This window comes from Brevibacterium gallinarum (genome assembly GCF_014836885.1).
GTDB lineage: Bacteria > Actinomycetota > Actinomycetes > Actinomycetales > Brevibacteriaceae > Brevibacterium > Brevibacterium gallinarum.
On record NZ_JACSPY010000001.1, the window covers coordinates 197,200 to 210,384 of the forward strand.

Sequence of the window (13,185 nt, forward strand, 5' to 3'; positions counted from 1 at the left end):
GAGGACTACGAGAATGCCTTGGATCCGTAAAGGTGACACGTCGGCGCACCATCCTGCAGTGCTGGCTGTCCTGGAGGATCCGCGCTGTGACGACCGACTGCTCAACGAGGTGTACGGGTTCATCAACCGCTGCGCCGAGCAGTCCGCCGCCCACCTCACCGACTACGTCGTCTCGCGCGGCACCGCGCTCGCCTTGGCTGGCCCTACCCGGGTCGAGCTCATCGACATCGCCACGGCCGCCGGCTATTGGGTCGAGGTCGAGGTCGACGGCAAGGTCGCCTACAAGCTTCTCGAGGACGACGGCTTCATTCATATGAGATCGAAAGAGGAAATCGAATGGGAGCGGCAGCGCAAGGCCGACAATGCGAATCCCGAGCTCACGATCCCCGTGCGCCTCCGCGATGGCGATGCCTGCCGCTATTGCGGCCTGGTCGTGAACTTCCTGGCCCGCCGCGGTCAGAAGGGCGGCACTTACGACCATCTCGTCCGGGACGTGAAATCGCCCGACGACATGGTTGTCGCCTGCACCCGATGCAACAGTGCACTGCTCGACTCGCCGCGCGCGCACCGCGAGAAGCAGCTGATGCCACCACCCGCCAAGCCGTACTACAAGCCACGGACACGCGAATGGCTGGCAGAGCACGACTACGTCATCGCCCACAACATCACCCTGCCCGCATCCAGCGAGCCAGACGTGAAAGCTGGGCGAGTCCCACCAGGCCGGGACCGAGGGACGCCTGCCACCCGGGCAGAGCAGACCCCGCCGGCCACACACGCCCGGTCCGAGGGACTATCCGGCAGCCAGCCGGAGTGTGACCCCGCGGGCGCTACTGCCTCCGGTCCGCGGGACACTGCCGGCAGCCAGCCGGGCGAGGACCCCGCGGAGGCACCGCACTCGTCTGGTCCGCCGGGCATCACCCACGAGGTTGGCCCCGCAGACGAGTGCACGGATCCCGGTCCGCGGGACACTGCCGGTAGCCAGCCGGGCGAGGACCCCGCGGGATCCGCACCACCAGGTGGGAAGACGGAACACCAACGGGTTCCAGCAGAAACCAGCAGGTTCCAGCAGAAACCAGCAGATCGGGTGCCTACAGAATCTAGAAATGCCGGGACGGGACGGGACGGGTCGGGTCGGGCAGGGTCTGGCCGGGACGGCTTGGCGCGGGACGGGACGGGACGGCAGGCCGCGCCCGCAGGGCGCGTGCCGTCCCACCGTGCTGAGGGCAAGCATCGAAGGAGAAGACGGAGATGAAAGCTGAGGAGTATCGCCGGCTTCAAGCTGAGGCGATGTCAGAGAAGCAGTTTCAGAACCATGTCGTAGCGCTGGCTCACCGGCTGGGCTGGCTGGTGTATCACACGTTCGACTCCCGGCGTTCGGCTCCTGGGTTCCCGGACCTGGTGATGGTCCGTGACCGGGTCATCTTCCGGGAGCTCAAGGCGTCGAACGGTGTGGTGACTCCGGCGCAGCAGACGTGGTTGCGGGCGCTGCAGGTCGCCGGCATCGACGCTGGTGTGTGGAAGCCGGCGAACTTGCTGTCGGGTGTGATCGAGCGGGAGCTGAGGGGACCATGATCGAGTGTGAGTGGCCGGACTGTGTGCAGATGGGGCGGCACCGTGTCGAGTGTGAAGATCCGGGGTGCGGTGGGTGCCGTGGCCGTCCGGTCGAGCGGGGTCGGCTGTGTGGCAGGCACTGGTCGTGGTTGAACCGCGACTTAGCCGGGTGTGCCGAGCTGGTGTTGCAGGTGCGCTCGGCGATGATCCCGGGCCCGTCGGGTGATGACTCGAAGGTCTCGGGAGGGAAGCTGTACCCGCCGGCGCCGCTGGATCTTGCGGCGATCGATGCGGCTGATGAGCTGTTCGCGTTGCTGCTGTCGGCAGGCAGCGCTATGGCTGGGGTGCTGGATCGTCCAATGCCGCCGACGCCTGAGGTGGTGTGGCGTGCGGGCGCGGTTGTGCATGGTCTGCCGTCGCAGCTGTCACCAGATGAGGCCGGCGCCGCGGTCGCCAGGCTGGTGTCGTGGTGGCGTGACTATCTCGATGAGCTGGCTTCGCAGCCGGACATCGCCGAGGTCGCGCCGGAGTTGCATGAGCTCGTCGGCCGGATCCGGCGGCGGTGGCCTGAGGCTGAGCGGGCTCGGCATCTGCCGGGTACGCCGTGCCGGGACTGCGACCTGATGGATATGTGGTGGACGCCGCCGCCGGATGTCGGCTGGCCGGTCACCGTCGAATGTCACTCGTGCGGATATGTCGCACCCGAGTCAGACCTGCACCGCCTGACCAAGCTGGTGGAGTTCGAGCAGAAGCACAGGAAGCGGGTGAGCTGAGGTGAGGACGTACAACGCCGATGACCTGGCCGGCAGGTGGGTGACATACGGTGAGGCTGCAGAGCTGACGGGCCGGTCTGCTCGCACGATCCGACGGTGGGTCAAGGACGGCAGGCTGGTCACGTTCCAGCATCGGATCAACCGCAAGCAGCTGCTGCAGGTCGAGGCGAGGATGCGGCGGGCGCGCCGAGCTGGGATCAAAGCCGATGAGCTTTGACCACTTGTGTGTTACGCTTCGCGTAGCGGATCATTGCACCCTGTTCGGGTCTGGTCCGCTTTCGTGTCGGCATCTCGGGGGTGACTGTCATGTCTGACGGTCGATCGAATCCGCCGTGGGCTGGTCGCCGTGCAGCTGACGCGTTGAAGCGCGTGAAGGCGATCGGCCGGCATGAGTCCGCGCCGTGTGTTATCTGTGATCAGTCGATCGACTATGACCTGACCTATCCGCATCCGCAGTCGTGCTCGGTGCAGCACGTGCGGTCGCAGAAGATGTTCCCGGAGTTGCGGTGGGATCCGAGCAACTGGATGCCGGCCCACTTGGACTGCAACAAGTCTGAGGGTACGGGGCAGCGGTCGCTGGGTATCGGGTTGACATCGCAGGAGTGGTAGTGCCGGTGCCGGTGTGGGTGGTCTCGGTGGTGCCGATCGGTGGTACCGGGGTGCGAAAAAATCTGAGTCGGCATCGTCGGAAGGTCCGGGCTGCTTACCTTCCTCTCTCCCCCGAGGTTCCGACCGGGGGGTGGTTTTGAATCTCTGGTTTTCGCGCCAGATAAGCGGTCTGACCTGGTAAAATAGTGGGTACAAAGAGACTCCCGCGACGGCTGGCACCGCCCGGGAGCATGACCGACTATCTAGGAGTCGATATGGCACACACTACTGCCGAGTCCCACACCAGGAAAACCCGCCGCCGCCGGCCGCGGATCTCGAAGGTCACCAACGCTGCTACCGCGCTCGCCGACTTCGATCGCGGGCTTGAGACGTATGTGCTGACGTTCGGGCAGTTCTCGATGATGGACGCGATCATGGCGATCCTCGACAAGACCGGGCCGGCCGATGTCGCACTCGCGACGTGGACGGCCGCTTCTGCAGATCTTCGCCGTTCCGCCGAGCTGCTGCACGACAAGCGGTTCCGGTCGCTGCGGTTCATCGTGGACTGCTCGTTCCCGCAGCGGCAGCCCGGCTACGCCCAGCAGCTGTTGCAGCTGTTCGGTCCTGACGCGATCCGCACGACCCGCACGCACGCGAAGTTCGCGGTCATCACCAACGACGACTGGAACGTCGTGGTGCGCACGTCGATGAACCTGAACGAGAATCCGCGCCTGGAGTCGCTGGAAGTCACCGACGACGAGGACTTCGCGACCTGGATGCTTGAGCTCGTGGACACGATCTTTGAAGAGGAAACGCCGGACTTCGTGACGAAGTCGCGGCCTGAGCTAACGGGCATGCCGGGCATTCTGCCGGCATCCCAGGTGTCGATGGGGCACGGAGTGCAGATGGGCACATGACCGGCAGGAGGTGATCCGCGTGAGCGATTGGAGCGCACCGGATCACCTCCCCGAGTCGGTCGCCGAGGTCTGGAACGAGGTCATCGCCGCGCATCCGAAGCCGGCGAGGATCATCGGCCCGACCTTGGAAGCGTTCTGCTACCAGGTGTCGATTCTGCGTGATGCCCAGCGCCGCATCGGCGCCGAGGGGCTGGTCGTCGCTGACGAGAAGGGCCGGCCGGTGCCACACCCGGCGCTGGGCATCGCGAAGGACGCGCAGAACGAGGTGCGGAAGTGGGGCGCGAAGTTCCAGCCGCCGGTGCCTGCTCGCCGTCGCGCCGGGCCGATGTATGACGAGACGGTCAAGTCGGTCACGAGTGCCAAGCACCTGGTCGGCAAGGACGAATATGCGGGCCCGGTCGCAGCGGTGAAGACGCTGGCGTGGCTGATCGATGAGGCGCAGCGCGCCGGGATCGAGGAGCTGCAGAAGGCGTCGTTCGGCACGATCCCCACGTATCTGAAGGCGTGCGAGGCGCTGCAGATCACGCCGGCATCGGTGCCGGTGCCAGAGAAGTCCGATGACGAAGCGAAGAGCAAGAAGAGCAAGCTCGCCGCGCTGCAGGGTGGTCTGAGTGCGTCTGGGGCTTGAAGCTCCGCGCGTATACACGCCACCGTTACGGGAGCTGACACCGGAGACCTCGCTCGGTTACGACGTCATAGAGTTCGCTCGCGACATCCTCGAGGTCGAGCTGTTCCCGTGGCAGAAGTGGCTGCTGATCCACATGCTCGAACTGCGCACCGACGGCACGCTGCGTTTCGCAACGGTCGTGGTGCTCGTCGCCCGCCAGAACGGCAAGTCGACGCTGTCGCAGGTGCTGGCGTTGTGGTTCATGATGCGCTGGGGCTGGCCGCTCATCCTCGGCACCGCGCAAGATCTCGACCTCGCTGAAGAGGTGTGGGAGGGTGCGGTCGAGCTGCTCGAAGAGGATGACGAGCTCAAGGAGCTCGTCGGGCAGGTGTTCCGTGTCAACGGAAAGAAGTCGCTCAAGCTCGTCAACGGGTCCCGCTACAAGGTCAAGGCCGCGAACCGGAAAGCTGGCCGCGGGCTGTCCGGCAATCTGATCTTGCTCGATGAGCTGCGTGAGCATCAGTCGTGGGACGCGTGGGGCGCTATCACCAAGACGACCATGGCGCAGACCCTCTCCCTGGTGTTGGCGCTGTCGAACGCCGGCGACGTGACGTCGATCGTGCTGCGGTATCTGCGGCTCATGGCGCACAAGGCGATCGGCGACCCGGACGGCATCTGCCGTGACGCTGAGATCCAAGGCCCGGCGCAGGTAGATGTCGATGAGCTCCTCGAAGAGGACGACGATGTCGACCTCGACGTGGAGGACTTCGCGCAGGACGAGGACACTCTCGGACTGTTCGAGTGGTCAGCGAAGCCAGACTGCGATGTCCGAGACCGTGCCGGGTGGGCGCAGGCGAATCCGTCGATGAATCACCCGAACGGCATCCCCGAGCGCAACATCGCCTCCGCGTGCCGGACTGATCCTGAGTGGGTGTTCCGCACCGAGGTGCTCTGCCAATGGTCCGACGGCACGCTCGAAGGGCCGTTCCCTCCCGGATCCTGGGAGAAGGGCCTCAACGAGACCGTCGAGGACGAGGACGGAAACGTGCAGATCGCCCCCGGCAACTCAATCGTCGGGCCAGTCAGGGCATGCATCGACATGTCAGGCGACCGCTCCATGACCTACATCGCCTTCGCCGGCTACCGAGAAGACGGACAGCCGCAGGTCGAGATCGTCGCGAAGCGCCGCGGCATCGACTGGGTCAAACCCTGGATGATGGACGACAAACGCCGAGACCGCATCGACGAGGTCACCGGCCAGAAGAACGGCGCACCGATCTCCGACACGATCAAAGCGCTCGCCGACGATCCCGACTTCACGATCCCGGTCGTGGAATGGGCTGGTGGAGATCTCATGGCCGCGCACGGCATCACCTCGGATGCGGTGCGTGACGAGATTGTGCGCCACAACCCGCAGCCGGTGCTCGACATCGCCGCGGCGACCGCCGTGCTCAAGCAGCTGCAGGACGGCTTCGTCATCAACCGCACCAAGTCACCGGTCGACGCATCGCCGCTGGTCGCGTTCGAGGGCGCGCTGTGGCTGCTGCTGCGGCATCGACTCGAACCGAAGCCACCACCTCCACCGCCGAAAGCGCTCGCCGAGGCGTTGCCGTATGACATTGACGATTTCGTGACCGACGATCTGGGATCGATCGGGTTCTGAGCTGACCGGAGGGAGGTCGGATGGCGTCCCTCGAAGCAGAGGCCGGCTATGCAGTGCCGGGTTTCTCGTATTGGCAGCTTGATGACGATGAGACGACCCCGGAGCTGAAGTGGCCGCTGAACGTCGCGGTCTATGACACGATGCGCCGCCAGGATGCGCAGGTGATCTCGGTGCTGCGGGCGGTGACACTGCCGATCCGTCGCACGGAGTGGCGCATCGATCAGAACGGCGCCTCGGATGAGGTGGCGCAGTTCGTGGCCGAAAACCTGAACCTGCCGTTGGCCGGGGTCGCTAGGACGGCGCCGCCGGCGCGGACGCGGGACCGGTTCTCGTGGCAGGAGCATCTGCGGTTGGCGCTGCTGATGTTGCCGTTCGGGCACTCGTTCTTCGAACAGACCTACCGCTACCAGGGTGGCCGCTACCATCTGCGGAAGCTCGGATGGCGGCCACCGCGCACTATCAAGCACATCGAAGTCGCTGCCGATGGCGGCCTGGTCGCGATCGAGCAGGATGGTGTCGGTGCGAAACGCGCCCGGATGGGTGTAGACCGGCTCGTGGCCTATGTCAACGACCGTGAGGGCGGGAACTGGCTGGGCGCGTCATTGCTGCGGCCGGCGTACAAATATTGGATCCTCAAGGACCGGGTGCTGCGGCTGCAGGCTCAGACTCTGGACCGCAACGGAATGGGTGTGCCGGTCTATAAGTCACCGGAGCCCCCGGAGCGTCTGCACGGCGATGAGCTCGAAGCGTGGCAGCGCAAGGAGATCGACAGCGGGCTTAAGCTCGCGAGGTCGTTCCGGTCGGGCAATCAGGCGGGCGCATCGATCGCGAACACCGCGAGTGTTGAGCTGCTGGGTGTGAAGGGCACGCTACCCGACGCAGACAAGCCGATCCGCTACTACGACGAGCAGATCGCCCGCGCGGTGCTCGCGCACTTCCTGAACCTCGGCACAGAGACCGGGTCGTGGGCGCTGGGTTCCACGTTCGCGGAGTTTTTCACGCTTTCTCTGCAGACCGTCGCCAACCAGATTGCCGACGTCGCGACTCAGCACATCGTAGAAGACCTGGTCGACATCAACTTCGGCCCGGAGGTGCCGGCGCCGCGAGTCGTTTTCGATGAGATCGGCTCCAGGCACCCGGTCACCGCCGAAGCAATCCGGGCGCTGATCGACTGCGGTGCGCTCACCGCTGACGACGATCTCGAAACCTACATCCGCACCGTATACGGGCTGCCTGAGCTGGACCCGTCGACCGCTCGTGAACGAACGACGAAGGAGACCGAGAATGCATCGCAGACTGCCGGTTAACGCCGATGTCCCTGACTGGTATGCGCTCTCTGCGCAGACCTCGAAGGGCAAGAAACGTGCCGACGTGTACCTCTACGAGGCGATCGGCGGCTGGTTCGGCGTGGATGCGCGCTCGTTCGTGGACCAGCTGCGGAACCTCGACGTCGACACGATCAACCTCTACGTCAACTCGCCCGGCGGTGACGTCTTCGACGGGATCGCGATCTACAACGCGTTGCGCCGCCACAAGGCGAAGGTCCATGCCGTCGTTGACGGAATCGCCGCCTCTGCAGCGTCGTTCATCGTCCAAGCCGCCGACACTGTCGTGATGAACCGCGGCGCGACCATGATGATCCACGACGCGTGGGGCTTCTGCCTCGGCAACGCCTCGGACATGGCAGACACCGCGTCCATGCTGAACAAAGCATCAGACTCGATCGCCGACATCTACGCGGCGCGCACCGGAGTCGATGCCGCGCAGTGGCGGGATGCGATGCGCGAAGAGAACTGGTACACCGCCGACGAAGCGGTCACCGCGAAGCTCGCCGACCGGGTCGATGAGGATCACGACGAAGACGAAGCCGCCGCGAAGGCCAGCTTCGACCTGTCAATGTTCGCTCACGCCGGCCGCGACGCTGCGCCGGAGCCGTTCATCCCGACGAACTCACCGACAAAGGGCGCTCGCCCCGTGCCGGGTGAGACCTACAAGAACCACCTCGCCGCCGCGGTGATCGCGGCCAAACAGCCTCCGGCCGAACCGGTGGAAATCAACGAGAAAGGAGCAGACTCCATGTCGGACACACTGCTGCAGGAGATCGGCAACCGGCTCGGAATCCCGGCCGGCACCGACCTGACCGAAGAGACCGCGCTCGCCGCACTCGACGAAGCGCTCAAGGAGCGCGCCGACGACCAGCCGGCCGCATCGATCCCGGACGGAACCGTCCTGCTCGACTCCGCCGAGCATGACCGGTTGCGCCGCGAATCTGGAGAGCTCGCCGCGATCCGGCAGGCACGCGAGGTCGAAGCGCGCGAACAGCGCGTCGATGCCGCGATCGCGGACGGCAAGATCCCGCCAGCTCGCCGCGATCACTGGCTCGCCCAGCTCGCCGCCGATGCCGGCGCCGCCGATGTCCTCGACGCGCTCGCCCCAGGCACGATCCCGACGACCCCGGCAGGGTTCACCGGCGGGATCGACGAGTCAACGGATGAAGACCTGACCTACGCCAAGCTCTACACGAAGGAGGCCTGACCATGGCCGCGAACTATCTGCCCCTCTACCGGCCCGGCCACACGGTGACTTTCTCGGTCACCGAAGCGGTCAAGGCCGGGAACTTCTGCGAGCTCGGCGGCACCGACTGGTCCGTCAAGCCCGCAACCGGCACCGGAGCTGTCATCGGACAGGCCGGCCATGACGCCGAGATCGGTGACCGTGTCACCGTCGAAATCGGCAAGCCCATCCATGAAGCGAAGGCGTCCGGAGCTGTCACCCGCGGTGACAGCCTCAAGGTCGCTGGCGCCGATACCGTCGCGAAAAACGACACCGGAACCGTCCACGGCATCGCGCTCGCCTCTGCCGATGCGGGCGAGCTGGTGCCGTTTATCCAGGTCTGAGAAAGGACATCTGCCATGACGAGAACGTATCCGCTGACTCCGAATCAGCTTTCGGAGGCGACAGCGAATGAGGTGCTGACGTTCATCAAGTCGCCGACGCTGCTGGCGCGGCGGCTGGGTGAGATCCTGACCGCGCAGCAGTTCCTCGGGCTGTTCCTGCTGCAGGGTCGGTACACGCTGCAGGGCGGCGCGATCGCGGTGCCGAAGAACGAGAAGATCCGCACGGACCGACGGGCCGCGACGGTTGCGCCGGGTGCTGAGTATCAGCTGACGACACTCTCGCGCGAAGAGTACGAGATCTACACCGCCTCGAAGGAGGGCATCGCGACTGAGATCACCGATGAGGAGGTCGGCCGGTCAGCCAGGCAGCCGCTCGATGATGCGATGCAGTTCTTCCAGACGGAGCTGACTTTCGAGTCCGATGAGATGGCGATTGGTGTCATCCAGTCGTCTGTGTCGCAAACGATGGCCGCGGGTGCTACGTGGTCGAACGGCAAGCAGGTGCTGCGTGACGCGCTGCGGGTGCGGGCGAAGATCCGGGCGCTCAAGCTCGGTTACTCGATCGACACCGTGGTGCTCAACGGTGAACAGTACGCCGAGGTCATCCCGGACCTGCTCGACGTGCTGCCGGACTCTGACCGGACTGCGCTCACCGGCGACTTCCCGACCATCGGCGGCTTCACCTGGGTGGCGGCTGACGATGACGGCTTCACCGATCCGCTGTTCGCGGACCGGAAGCGCCTCGGCGGTATCGCCCGGGAGAAGATCCCGTCGCCGGAGTACCGGCCGGTCGGCGGCGACACCGGTGTCGAGATCGCCTCGATCCGTGACGTGAAGGCGGACAAGACCCGCATTCAGGCGCGCAACGCCCATGTGCCGATCGTGACGAACCCGCTGGCCGGGATCACGGTGACCGGAACGGGGGCGTGATCATCGTGGCTGATGTGCATGTGGTGCTCGCGAAGTTCGCGAAGGTCTCCGTCGGTCCTGCCAGCGGCAATCAGGTGGCTCGGATCCTCCGGGCTGGTGAAGTTGTGCCGCAGGGTGTGCCCGAGGGTGACCTCGACCGCCTGGTCAAGCGCAAGATCATCCGCAAGCTGACTGCAGCGCAGGCGAAGAAGCTTGTCGGTGAGAAGCAGGAGCCCGCGACCGAGCCGGAGTCGGCTGGTGAGCAGTCGTCCGGCGAGTCGTCCGGCGAGTCGGACGGTGACGGCAAGGCCGATCGCAAGAAGTGACTGAGGGGGCGGGCGCTATGGAGCATCTGGCGACTGTGGAGCAGATCGCCGCGGCGTGGCGTCCGCTCTCCGAGGTCGAGAAGAATCGCGCCGACTACTACCTCGGCCGGGCGTCCCGGCTGGTGCGTCGCACCTACCCGGACGTTGATGAGCGGATCGCCGATCCTGGCGACCGTCTGACTGCGGATGACGTCGCCGATGTGGTGGTCGCGCTCGTGATGTCGATCGTGCCGAAGCCCGTGGCTGGTGCGCGGTCGTGGCAGCAGCAGGCCGGCCCGTTCTCGGAGTCGGTGACGCTGCCGGCGTCGTCGGCGGATCTGCCGATGACGTTCGAACAGTGGATGCGTGATGTGTTCGCCGTCGATGCGCATGCGAAGCACGGTCCGGCGTTCGCGTTCCCGCCGGCGCCGGCGTTCGACCGTCTGTTCGGCTGGGAGGGCTGAACCGTGCGTTTCGGTGATCCAGTGTCTGTGGTGCGGGTGCGTGCTGGTGGTGTCGATCGGTGGGGTGACCGGCTGCCGGAAACGACGACGAGGATCGATGGCTGCTCGATCGCGCCGACGCAGTCCGATGAGGATTCCGAGTTTCGGCATTCGGTAACGACCGGATTCTCGATCAGTGTGCCGGCCGGCACCGATGTGCGGCATACCGACGAGTTCCGGCTCCCGGCCCCGTATTCCGACGGGGTGGAGAACTGGCACGTCGTTGGCGAGATCGCTGATTGGCGGAACCCTTTCACCGGGTGGTCGCCAGGCGCGATCGTCACCGTGAAACGGAGGTCGGGATGAGGTACGTGCCGGATCGGCGTGGGCTGCGTGAGCTCGGCAACTCGAAGGAGATGTCGAAGCTCTGCCAGCGAGCTGCCGAGCATGGTCGGCAGTGGGCGCTGCGCGTTCCTCTTGACGGGCCTTCACGGCTAGTTGGCGAGTATCGGGCCGGCTTCCGCGTCGAACCAGACACGGTCACGGTCCGCGGCGAACCGCGTGCCGGTGCGCTGCTGATCAACGACTCCGCCGTCGAGCGGATCTTCGGCACCCGCAACCGCACTCTGTATCGGGCGATCGCCCAGATCGAAGGAGCGAAGATCACATGATCCACCCTGACGTTGAGCGGGCGCTCGCCGAGCTCACGGAGCAGCTCGTGCCGACTGAGCAGGTGGTCACGCGGTTGCAGCCCGGCTTCGAGCAGGGTGCGATGCCGGTGGTGCTGATCACCGCTGAGATCCCGGGTCCGGACGTGTTGTCGACCGTGCAGGCCGAGTTTGAGGTCTACCACTCCAGACGTTCGGATGCCCGCGATCTCACGACCGTGCTGATCTCGCATCTGTGCGACCAAGCTCACTCCACGTCGCATGGGCTGCTGGACATGGTGAGGATCCGGCAGAAGCCGCGGGAGCTGCCCTACCAGCTGTCCGGTGTCGAGCGGTTCATTTTCACCGTTGACGTCGACACTCGCCCTGTCTGATATCCGCTCACTGATCTCTGACGCACCCGAAGGGTTCGGGTGCGTTTCTTGTTCCCGAGAAAGGAATGACCGATGACCACGATGCAGGAGCTCAAGGCCAAGGCCGATAACTCCGATCTGATCCGCAAGGTACAAAACATCTCGATCTGGCTCGCAGCTGAGGATGCGCCCGAGGTCGAAAAGCTCGTCGGCGCCGACGGGCAGCTGATTCCGCTGCCTGAGGAGTATCAGCCGCTGGGCATGATCACCAAGGATGACGGGGTGACGTTCTCGTCCGAGTTCGACTCCGAGGGTGTCGAGGCGCACGGCTATCTGTCTGAGGTGCGCGAGGATCCTACCAGTCAGGAGCGGACGTTCCAGGTCAACGCGCTGGAGTCGAACCGCATCACGTTGCAGGAAGCGCACGGCATCGACCTGTCGACCGTTTCGCTCGATGCCGACGGCAACCTCGTGTTCGATGAGCCCGAGATCCCGATCCGGCAGTTCGGGCGGATCGTGGCGATCGGTTCTGACGGTGCTGGCGTCGGGGAGTACTTCATGGGTCGGTGGTATCCGCGCGTGAAGGTCAACTCGATCGATGATCTCGTGTGGTCGATGACCGATCCGCTGTCTTACAACCTCACCTACAAGGCGTTCCCGGACCCGCAGCTGGGTATCTCGGTGCGTCACCTGTGGGCCGGCGCCGGCTTCAAGGCCTCTGCTGAGCGCGCCGGCTTCAAGCTCGCCGCCTCAAGCCCTGGCGAGTGACCCCTCTGACCGGGGGCCGGCGTGGCGCGGGGTGCGCGCCGGTCTCCGCTGCTCTCACTCACACTCCGCGCCACGAAGGAGGTCAGCACGATGGCTGAGAAGAAGAACGAGCCGAAGAACGACAGCGCAGAGAAGAAGACCGAGCAGCCGGAACCGGCTCCTGCAGTTCAGCCGGCCGCGCCGGCCGTGGCGAAGCAGCCGGAGCCGGTCAAGGCGACGACGCTCGTGCTCGGCGACTACGAGATCACCACGACTCACCCGGGCGAGATCGCATCTCTGCGCGCCCAGGGCTACCAGGTCAAGAAGTAACCCGACTCAAGGAAGGACACCCCGCAATGGCTGCTAAGAAAACCGACAAGCCGAAGACTCACGCTGTTCTCGAAACACTGGCCAACGAGGTCGCCGGTGACGATCTCGAACAGTATTCGTTCTCGTTCGGCGGGAAGCGGTTCGTCTGCCGGAACCCGTTCGACGCCGACTTCGACGAGATGATGTCGATCTCCGAGGAGGACCTGGAAGGGCAGGTCAAGCAGCTGCTCGGCGACGAGCAGTATGAGGCGTTCATGGAGAAGAAGCCGAAGCTGCGTCACGTCGCTGCGCTGGCCACGGCCGCGCAGCAGTTCTACCAGGATTCGTTCGGTAATCCGGGGGAATCCGGTGGCTCGCAGACGTCCTGAGGCGTTTCCGCGGGCCAATCCGTGCTGACCTCGCCGAGGTCTACCACGTTGACCTCGCCGAGTTCG

General features: G+C 65.2%; 19 protein-coding genes. All 19 read left to right on the top strand.

The genetic code is table 11. From position 1 onward, the window contains the following. The first annotated feature begins 13 nt into the window (after window positions 1-13). Window positions 14-1,252 carry a hypothetical protein gene (locus H9634_RS01055; protein WP_191724975.1) on the top strand — a complete coding sequence of 413 codons (1,239 nt, stop codon included), beginning with the start codon at window positions 14-16 and terminating at the stop codon, window positions 1,250-1,252. Then, on the top strand, window positions 1,249-1,572 hold the full coding sequence (locus H9634_RS01060) for a VRR-NUC domain-containing protein (RefSeq protein WP_191724976.1): 324 nt from the start codon (window positions 1,249-1,251) through the stop codon (window positions 1,570-1,572). The genes H9634_RS01055 and H9634_RS01060 overlap by 4 nt, the downstream gene beginning before the upstream one ends. A 128-nt stretch (window positions 1,573-1,700) precedes the next feature. Further along, a complete protein-coding gene (locus H9634_RS01065) occupies window positions 1,701-2,324 on the top strand; it encodes a hypothetical protein (protein WP_191724977.1) in 624 nt (207 codons plus the stop codon). Between the two features lies 1 nt (window position 2,325). After that, window positions 2,326-2,541 carry a helix-turn-helix domain-containing protein gene (locus H9634_RS01070; RefSeq protein WP_191724978.1) on the top strand — a complete coding sequence of 72 codons (216 nt, stop codon included), beginning with the start codon at window positions 2,326-2,328 and terminating at the stop codon, window positions 2,539-2,541. Window positions 2,542-3,187: 646 nt separating this feature from the next. Further along, on the top strand, window positions 3,188-3,829 hold the full coding sequence (locus H9634_RS01080) for a hypothetical protein (RefSeq protein WP_191724980.1): 642 nt from the start codon (window positions 3,188-3,190) through the stop codon (window positions 3,827-3,829). A 10-nt stretch (window positions 3,830-3,839) separates the two neighbouring features. Beyond that, the gene (locus tag H9634_RS01085; protein WP_191724981.1) at window positions 3,840-4,457 is read left to right on the top strand and encodes a P27 family phage terminase small subunit; all 618 of its coding nucleotides are present in this window, start codon (window positions 3,840-3,842) and stop codon (window positions 4,455-4,457) included. Further along, window positions 4,441-6,099: a terminase gene (locus tag H9634_RS01090; protein ID WP_191724982.1), complete on the top strand. Its 1,659-nt coding sequence runs from the start codon at window positions 4,441-4,443 to the stop codon at window positions 6,097-6,099. Before H9634_RS01085 ends, H9634_RS01090 begins: the two co-directional genes overlap by 17 nt. Window positions 6,100-6,119: 20 nt before the next feature. Continuing rightward, window positions 6,120-7,406: a phage portal protein family protein gene (locus tag H9634_RS01095; protein ID WP_191724983.1), complete on the top strand. Its 1,287-nt coding sequence runs from the start codon at window positions 6,120-6,122 to the stop codon at window positions 7,404-7,406. After that, window positions 7,384-8,634 carry a head maturation protease, ClpP-related gene (locus H9634_RS01100; RefSeq protein WP_191724984.1) on the top strand — a complete coding sequence of 417 codons (1,251 nt, stop codon included), beginning with the start codon at window positions 7,384-7,386 and terminating at the stop codon, window positions 8,632-8,634. Before H9634_RS01095 ends, H9634_RS01100 begins: the two co-directional genes overlap by 23 nt. Window positions 8,635-8,636: 2 nt before the next feature. Beyond that, entirely contained in the window at window positions 8,637-8,996 is a 360-nt protein-coding gene (locus tag H9634_RS01105; protein WP_191724985.1) for a capsid cement protein, read from the top strand. 15 nt (window positions 8,997-9,011) lie between these two features. Next, window positions 9,012-9,926 carry a phage major capsid protein gene (locus tag H9634_RS01110; RefSeq protein ID WP_191724986.1) on the top strand — a complete coding sequence of 305 codons (915 nt, stop codon included), beginning with the start codon at window positions 9,012-9,014 and terminating at the stop codon, window positions 9,924-9,926. Further along, window positions 9,923-10,231 (top strand): hypothetical protein, encoded by a 309-nt coding sequence (locus tag H9634_RS01115; RefSeq protein ID WP_191724987.1) that lies wholly within the window; start codon window positions 9,923-9,925, stop codon window positions 10,229-10,231. The genes H9634_RS01110 and H9634_RS01115 overlap by 4 nt, the downstream gene beginning before the upstream one ends. Window positions 10,232-10,266: 35 nt before the next feature. Then, entirely contained in the window at window positions 10,267-10,674 is a 408-nt protein-coding gene (locus H9634_RS01120; protein WP_191724988.1) for a hypothetical protein, read from the top strand. Between the two features lie 21 nt (window positions 10,675-10,695). Then, on the top strand, window positions 10,696-11,019 hold the full coding sequence (locus H9634_RS01125) for a hypothetical protein (protein ID WP_225210444.1): 324 nt from the start codon (window positions 10,696-10,698) through the stop codon (window positions 11,017-11,019). Beyond that, window positions 11,016-11,324: a hypothetical protein gene (locus tag H9634_RS01130; protein ID WP_191724990.1), complete on the top strand. Its 309-nt coding sequence runs from the start codon at window positions 11,016-11,018 to the stop codon at window positions 11,322-11,324. Before H9634_RS01125 ends, H9634_RS01130 begins: the two co-directional genes overlap by 4 nt. Next, the gene (locus H9634_RS01135; RefSeq protein WP_191724991.1) at window positions 11,321-11,695 is read left to right on the top strand and encodes a hypothetical protein; all 375 of its coding nucleotides are present in this window, start codon (window positions 11,321-11,323) and stop codon (window positions 11,693-11,695) included. Before H9634_RS01130 ends, H9634_RS01135 begins: the two co-directional genes overlap by 4 nt. Window positions 11,696-11,767: 72 nt before the next feature. Beyond that, window positions 11,768-12,442, top strand: coding sequence for a hypothetical protein (locus H9634_RS01140; RefSeq protein WP_191724992.1), 675 nt, complete (start codon window positions 11,768-11,770; stop codon window positions 12,440-12,442). 90 nt (window positions 12,443-12,532) lie between these two features. Continuing rightward, window positions 12,533-12,751, top strand: a complete 219-nt coding sequence (locus H9634_RS01145) for a hypothetical protein (protein WP_191724993.1) — start codon at window positions 12,533-12,535, stop codon at window positions 12,749-12,751. 26 nt (window positions 12,752-12,777) lie between these two features. After that, on the top strand, window positions 12,778-13,119 hold the full coding sequence (locus H9634_RS01150; protein WP_191724994.1) for a hypothetical protein: 342 nt from the start codon (window positions 12,778-12,780) through the stop codon (window positions 13,117-13,119). Window positions 13,120-13,185 lie beyond the last annotated feature (66 nt).